This window comes from Desulfobulbaceae bacterium, from assembly GCA_013792005.1.
GTDB lineage: Bacteria > Desulfobacterota > Desulfobulbia > Desulfobulbales > VMSU01 > VMSU01.
Genome location: VMSU01000086.1, coordinates 1 through 6,200, shown reverse-complemented (window position 1 = coordinate 6,200; position 6,200 = coordinate 1). Strand labels below are relative to the sequence as shown.

At 51.6% G+C, this 6,200-nt stretch carries 6 protein-coding genes; 4 read left to right on the top strand and 2 right to left on the bottom strand.

Going from position 1 to position 6,200, the window contains the following annotated elements; genetic code table 11:
- Nucleotides 1-274: 274 nt before the first annotated feature.
- Together FP815_04660 and FP815_04655 are read right to left on the bottom strand one after the other, a co-directional pair.
- Nucleotides 275-1,651 carry a sigma-54-dependent Fis family transcriptional regulator gene (locus FP815_04660; protein MBA3014229.1) on the bottom strand — a complete coding sequence of 459 codons (1,377 nt, stop codon included), beginning with the start codon at nt 1,649-1,651 and terminating at the stop codon, nt 275-277.
- Nucleotides 1,652-1,687: 36 nt separating this feature from the next.
- On the bottom strand, nt 1,688-2,425 hold the full coding sequence (locus FP815_04655; protein MBA3014228.1) for a prepilin peptidase: 738 nt from the start codon (nt 2,423-2,425) through the stop codon (nt 1,688-1,690).
- Nucleotides 2,426-2,595: 170 nt separating this feature from the next.
- Between FP815_04655 and FP815_04650 the strand changes: the two genes are divergently transcribed.
- The 4 genes from FP815_04650 to FP815_04635 all read left to right on the top strand — a co-directional run.
- Nucleotides 2,596-3,750, top strand: coding sequence for a hypothetical protein (locus FP815_04650; protein ID MBA3014227.1), 1,155 nt, complete (start codon nt 2,596-2,598; stop codon nt 3,748-3,750).
- A gap of 28 nt (nt 3,751-3,778) precedes the next feature.
- Nucleotides 3,779-4,135 carry a PilZ domain-containing protein gene (locus FP815_04645; protein ID MBA3014226.1) on the top strand — a complete coding sequence of 119 codons (357 nt, stop codon included), beginning with the start codon at nt 3,779-3,781 and terminating at the stop codon, nt 4,133-4,135.
- 130 nt (nt 4,136-4,265) lie between these two features.
- Nucleotides 4,266-5,741 (top strand): PKD domain-containing protein, encoded by a 1,476-nt coding sequence (locus tag FP815_04640; protein MBA3014225.1) that lies wholly within the window; start codon nt 4,266-4,268, stop codon nt 5,739-5,741.
- 119 nt (nt 5,742-5,860) lie between these two features.
- Nucleotides 5,861-6,200 (top strand): CDP-alcohol phosphatidyltransferase family protein (locus FP815_04635; GenBank protein ID MBA3014224.1); only part of this gene is annotated, 340 nt, incomplete at its 3' end.

Below are 6,200 nucleotides of genomic sequence, written 5' to 3'. Positions count from 1 at the left end.
CAAATCGCAAATTGACGAGAGTACCTGAGAGCGTTTCCAACACCCCCTTCGACTTTTCAAGATAACGTATCACCACCATTAGAATTTTGAATCTTGGTGGGTGTGTCGATGCCTCTAATATATCTTGAAAGATCGTCTTAGTCTTATTGGATAGGGTGTTAATGTTTACTGAGAATGTCAGAAATCAATGAATTATCATAGCAAAAATTATTTCACTCCCGGAGCGAGTGGCCCACGCACGCCAAACAGTGATAATCCTGCTAAATAGTTACGGTTATAAGTCAGTAACCTGATACTCCTTCATCTTATACAGTAACGCCGGGATACTTATTTCCAGCAGAGCAGAGGCATGGGTGCGGTTGCCCCCGGTTTCCTCCAGCGCTTTGATAATAAGATGCCGCTCCATAGTTGCCCGGTTCTGCTTAATCGAGAACCCGGTGTACCCTCCGAGCATGCTGATATCCCCATTCGCCCCACCCAGATACAACTCAGGCGGCAGGTTCTTCATCGTCAGAACATTCCCGTCAGATAGCGCCATCGCCCGCTCAATGACATTCTCAAGCTCCCGGACATTCCCCGGCCAGCCATAGTGAATCAACTTTTCCAAGCACTTTTTATCAATATCAGTCACGGCAAGACCCAACCGCTGATTGTATTTCTTAACAAAGTGATCGACCAGAATCGGGATGTCCTCACGGCGCTCACGCAGAGGAGGAACCTCAATAGCCAACACATTAATCCGGTAGAATAGATCATCACGAAACTGTTTGTCCCGAACCTGATCCCGTAATTTCTTGGCAGTGGCGGCGATGATCCGCACATCGACCTTAATTGACTGACCATAGCCTAACGGTCGAATCTCCTCTTCCTGCAAGGCCCGCAACAGTTTAACCTGCAAGGGCAGCGGCATATCTCCAATTTCATCAAGAAACAATGTCCCGCCGTCGGCCTCCTCAAACAAACCCTTTTTGGTGCGGTGCGCGTCGGTAAAGGCCCCCTTAACGTAACCAAACAGCTCACTCTCCAATAAATTTTCCGGAATACCGCCACAGTTGATGTCCACCAAGGGCTGATTCTTCCGCACACTGTTATAGTGAATAGCCCGGGCAATAAGCTCCTTACCCGTGCCACTCTCGCCAGTGATGAGAACCGTGGTCTTGTAATCAGCGATTTTGGTAATGGTATCGAAGATGGCCAACATCGCCCGGCTGCGGGCAACGATATTAGCAAAGACGTATTTATCCTCCACCTCGCGCTGCAAACGGACATTATCCTTCTGCAACCGAAATTTCTCTTCCGCCTGCCGGAGGGTAAGCAGTATCTCCTGGTCAGACTGAAACGGCTTGGCAATAAAATCACTGGCCCCAAGCTTGAAGGCCTGACTGACCGATTCAATCTCCGTCTTTCCCGAGATAACGGTTCGGATAGAATCACTCTCCATTTCCTGCAAGGCCTTAAGCAGGGCAAGACCGTCCATCACCGGCATCGCAAGGTCTGTTACGATATGATCAAAAAAACCGCTGCCGATCTTCTCCAGGGCCTCCTTTCCGTTAGTGGCTTTTTCCACATAGTAGCCATTTTGAGTCAGCACCGCACTCAACACTTCGAGAATGAGATCCTCATCGTCCACCAACAAAACTCGTTTCGTCATTTCACCCACACCGACTGTCCTCTCTTGAGATGGATTTTACTGCAAATAATATAGATTAGCCAACCGCCAGATATCGCGGCTAAAAAAGAGATACCCATAACTGGCCACAGCCAGAAACGGCCCATAAGGGATAACCGTCTTCCCCCCTTTTTTCTGTTTAATCATGGCCCCAATGCCCACCACGGAACCAAGCAAGGCGCTGGCGAAAATAACAAAAGGTAAGGACTGCCAACCAAGAAAAGCCCCGATCATGGCCAAGAGCTTGATATCTCCTCCACCCATTCCCGCCCTGCCAGCACACAGATAGTAGCCGGCGGCAATAGCGTAAAAAATCCCCCCCCCCACGAGCAACCCCAATCCCGATGCCTGCCAGGTAACCCCTCCTACCCCTATAAAAGAGACGGCAAATCCTGCGACAATCCCGGGAAGGCTGATGACATCAGGGATAATCCCGTGGTGAAGATCAATAAAGATAATGACAAGAAGAGCCGCACAAAAAAGAAAATACACCAGAAAGTCCAGGCTGAGTCCGAATCGATAACACAAGGCGTACGACAGTAAGGCCATCAGCAACTCTACTGCGGGATACTGCCAAGAAATAGGCTGACGACAGTGCCGACAACGTCCCAAAAGCAGCAAAAAGCTGATGACCGGGACATTATCAAACCAGCGAATAAGGGCCTTACACTGAGGGCAATGAGATGGCGGAAGGACAATTGACTCGCCTTCGTTGGGAAGCCGAAGGATGACTACATTCAAAAAAGATCCGACCATGGCCCCGAGGACCGTCGCAAAAAACAATTCCACTACTTTTTCCTCTTGGATTTTGACGTTGTGCTAACCGCCAGAGCTTGTTAATAATGCGCCTAGAATTTTTTCGCACCGCCATAATATTACACGCGAATGACTGAATACACCATCATAAACTCGCCAGGACAGCAACCATGACCCATGCCATTGATGATGCCATCCTGCGACTTAAGGCCGAGATTATTGCCCAGGACTGGAGGCTCAGCCCCAAACGGGCGGAACAACTCGAGACCGCCTTTGCCAGCTTGCGTATGCACTTTGCCAATCGTAAACCACTCCATGCCATGCTGGTCATGGCGACCAACGTCCTAGCCTACATCAAAACCCGCGGGAACTCACCGCCGGAAACCATCGATTTCCTGAAAGAGGCCATGGCCCATATCGTCAACCTTCATGAAGACCTGGCCGATGATCCAACCCACGAAGAAAAGCTATTCCGTGGCCTGTTTACTCGCTTCACCTCTCTTAAAACAAAAATCCAGTCCAAAGGTGGCAGCACCTCTCAACCAACCATTCAGCCCGCCCCACCAGAACCATCCTCACAGCCGCAACCGCAATCATCAAGCAGTAACCTCTCAGCCAAGGGCGAACAAGAAATAATCAGCGTTCTGTGTGCAGAATTCAATAAATCCCTGGCCAGAACAGGTTCTCTCGGTAGTCAAATTGCCACGTTATTTGCCACCTGGCTTGACTCTCCCGTCGTTTATTCCCTGCTTCATGACCTTCCGCTTCCATCGGTCTCTTTATTAGACGACACAACCCCCAACCGTCAGCCAGTAGAGGTGATTACCAGCTGTCCTCCCACACCCGTCAAGGTTTTTACCATCGGAGACACTTTCATAGTCCTTCAGAGTAGCGCTATTGCCATGCTCCGCACCCTATCGCCAAGCATAGCGACCCTCTATCTCCGGAACGCCACCGTGCCGCTCAAGGATTACTCCAGATTTTTGCAGAAACTCGCGCACCAATTCACCGGCAGCCTCGCCCGGGTTGACGAACGTACCCTTCAGACCCTGAGTCTGCCGATCATGATCCCCCAAGGCCATAACCTGCCGGAAGCCCCAGCCCCACTATCGAGCACCCTTGTTATCCTGTCCAGCGGCAACCGTCATGGCGCCATCCTTTGTGAATCCGTTCAGGAGCACGAGCAAACCATGATCAAATTTGCTAAGCAGCAGAATGGCGACATTGCCGGCACCGCCTATATGGAAGATGGTGGCACATTCCCCCTGCTTGACCCATTTACCATGCTGAACCGCGAAGGGATCTTGCTAATCCTGGAACATTGACATAAAATATTGATTCAATAAGGAGATGATGATGTCAAGAGACCGACGGAAAAATACCAGAGTACCCTTTCAAACAACCGCTGATGTGGTTTTCCCCAATGCTCACTACAATCAATGCGCGACTGAGAACTTGAGCGTCAAGGGCGTCTCCGTCCTAGGAGTCAGCGGCCATGCAATCGGTGAAACCTGCGATCTCTCCCTCGAGCTAAGCGGCAGCTCCAGCCAGCTTCGCCTGGCGATGAAAGGTACTATTGTCAGAGTTGATACCGACCGTATCGCTCTCAACTTTACCGAAATCGACATCGACAGTTTCTATCACCTCAAGAACATTATTTACTATAACTCCAGTGACCCGGACTCCATTGAAGAAGAATTAATCAATTGATCCCGTTGTTTTTGAAATAATTTACCTACCCGGATCAAAGCAAAAAAGTGATTTCTACCCGGACCCCTCATTTCCCGGATTGAACTCGATAGTTACCAGAAATTAACCACCACGGAGAGACTCTCTTCCGATGCCATTCCGGGACAGCGCTTTCATCGTCATCACGCTCACCCTTTCCTTCCTCCTGCCAAGACAGGCTTGTGGTGAGACCAATCCCGCCGTCGCCGCTGGAGGTGCGCATGCCTTAGCCCTGGCCGCTGACGGCTCGGTCTGGGCTTGGGGCTTTAATGACCAAGGACAGCTCGGCGACGGTACTTTGCAGTACTCCACCGCCCCGATCCTGGTGCAGGGCCTCCCTGAAATCAAGGCCGTGAGCGCCGGCTACACCAGCTCCATGGCCCTTGGCCATGACGGCTCCGTCTGGACCTGGGGTTCTAACCTGTCCGGGGAGCTTGGCGACGGAACCACAACCTCCCGCCACCGTCCCATCAAGATCCAGGGTCTTGACAATGTTGACGCCGTCACCTTGAACGCGAGTACCGCCATGGCGATCAAAAACGACGGCACCCTCTGGCTTTGGGGCCAGAATAGCCACCGGACGATGGGCTCGTCCGGTGGCGCCACTCTCACCCCGCAACCACTCTCATCAATCTCCGATGTTGCCGGAGTTGGCATCGGGCTGTCATCCATTTTCGCCTACACCCATGATTGTGCTCTCTGGGCCTGGGGGGGAAATTCCTTCGGACAACTTGGCGACGGTTCCTACTCGCCTCAACCAACGCCTATCCGCATCAACATCACTGCCTGCCTTTCTCAGATTTCAGCATCCAATCATACGCTCGCCATAAGCTCTACTGGTGAACTGTGGGCCTGGGGATACAACCATGACGGACAACTCGGCGCTGGTTCTACAAATAACACCCCAACACCAACGCTACTGACACTCCAGGGCAACAATTTCATCGCTGTGGCCTGCGACCATCACTCTCTTGCCCTCAAAAGAGACGGCACTCTCTTATCCTGGGGCAAAAACGACTACGGACAACTTGGTGATGGCACCACGAGCAACCGACCCACGCCCCTACCAGTAGAAGGCATGAGTTCCGTCACGAGCATCGCAGCCGGCGCCATGTTCACCCTAGCAGTTAAAGCCGACGGTTCGGTCTGGGCCTGGGGAATTAACACCTATGGACAACTGGGCGACGGCTCGACGGAGAACCAGAGTGTACCGACTCAGGTCACCGGTTTTGAGGGGATCAGCACCTTAAACCTCAAACGACCCGCTACCGGACTCAACCAGTCGACGCAGGAGATCCCCCCTGTTTCCTTCTCCACCTTACCACCTGCTGGATCAGCACCTCTCACTGTTTCATTCCAAAGGACAGTAAAAAGTGGACCGCCCCCTGTTTCCATCCACTGGGATTTTGGCGACGGCGAAGTGGCCAACTCCCATAATCCACTGCATATCTACACCTCTCCAGGTACCTACATTGTCACCTTGACTGTCACTTACAAAGAGGGCATCTTCCGGGAAGCTATGCGGCAGATTTTGATCAAGCCATCCAAGGAGCAAGAGCCCCGTCCACAAACAAACTCTTCCCGGTGAATCACTAAACTCTTTCTTGCCAAATCTCGGCAAATTGAGTTTAGTGCAGCAAGTTTCGTTACCTTGGACGGAACACAGTTTCTTTCCTCCTTTCTCATTGTCATCTCGCGGGTCCTATCATGCGCAACAGACTCTTTGTCCGTTTTGTCCGCTGGGTCGGTTACGACCTTGGCATCTCGCCAAACCAGATCACCTTGGGCAGACTGCTTTTCTTCGTTCCCGGCTGGCTTGCATGGTACTACCGTATCGAACTGGCCGCCTATACCGGTCTCCCCTGGCAAGCTTTCGGAGCTATGGCCTCTTTTGTGGTAACTACAGTTATCGCATTCGACATTGTCGATGGCGCACTGGCCAGAGAAACGGGACAAGTCAGCGATGAAGGGAAGATTTTAGACCCTCTCGTTGACAAACTGATCACTTACAGCACCCTCTGTCTGTTCTGGTCGGCAATTAATCTCT

Excerpts from the sequence above, each read along its gene's own strand:
- FP815_04660 (MBA3014229.1), bottom strand. The coding sequence starts at position 1,651 with ATGACGAAACGAGTTTTGTTGGTGGACGATGAGGATCTCATTCTCGAA.
- FP815_04655 (MBA3014228.1), bottom strand. The coding sequence starts at position 2,425 with ATGGTCGGATCTTTTTTGAATGTAGTCATCCTTCGGCTTCCCAACGAA.
- FP815_04650 (MBA3014227.1), top strand. The coding sequence starts at position 2,596 with ATGACCCATGCCATTGATGATGCCATCCTGCGACTTAAGGCCGAGATT.
- FP815_04645 (MBA3014226.1), top strand. The coding sequence starts at position 3,779 with ATGATGTCAAGAGACCGACGGAAAAATACCAGAGTACCCTTTCAAACA.
- FP815_04640 (MBA3014225.1), top strand. The coding sequence starts at position 4,266 with ATGCCATTCCGGGACAGCGCTTTCATCGTCATCACGCTCACCCTTTCC.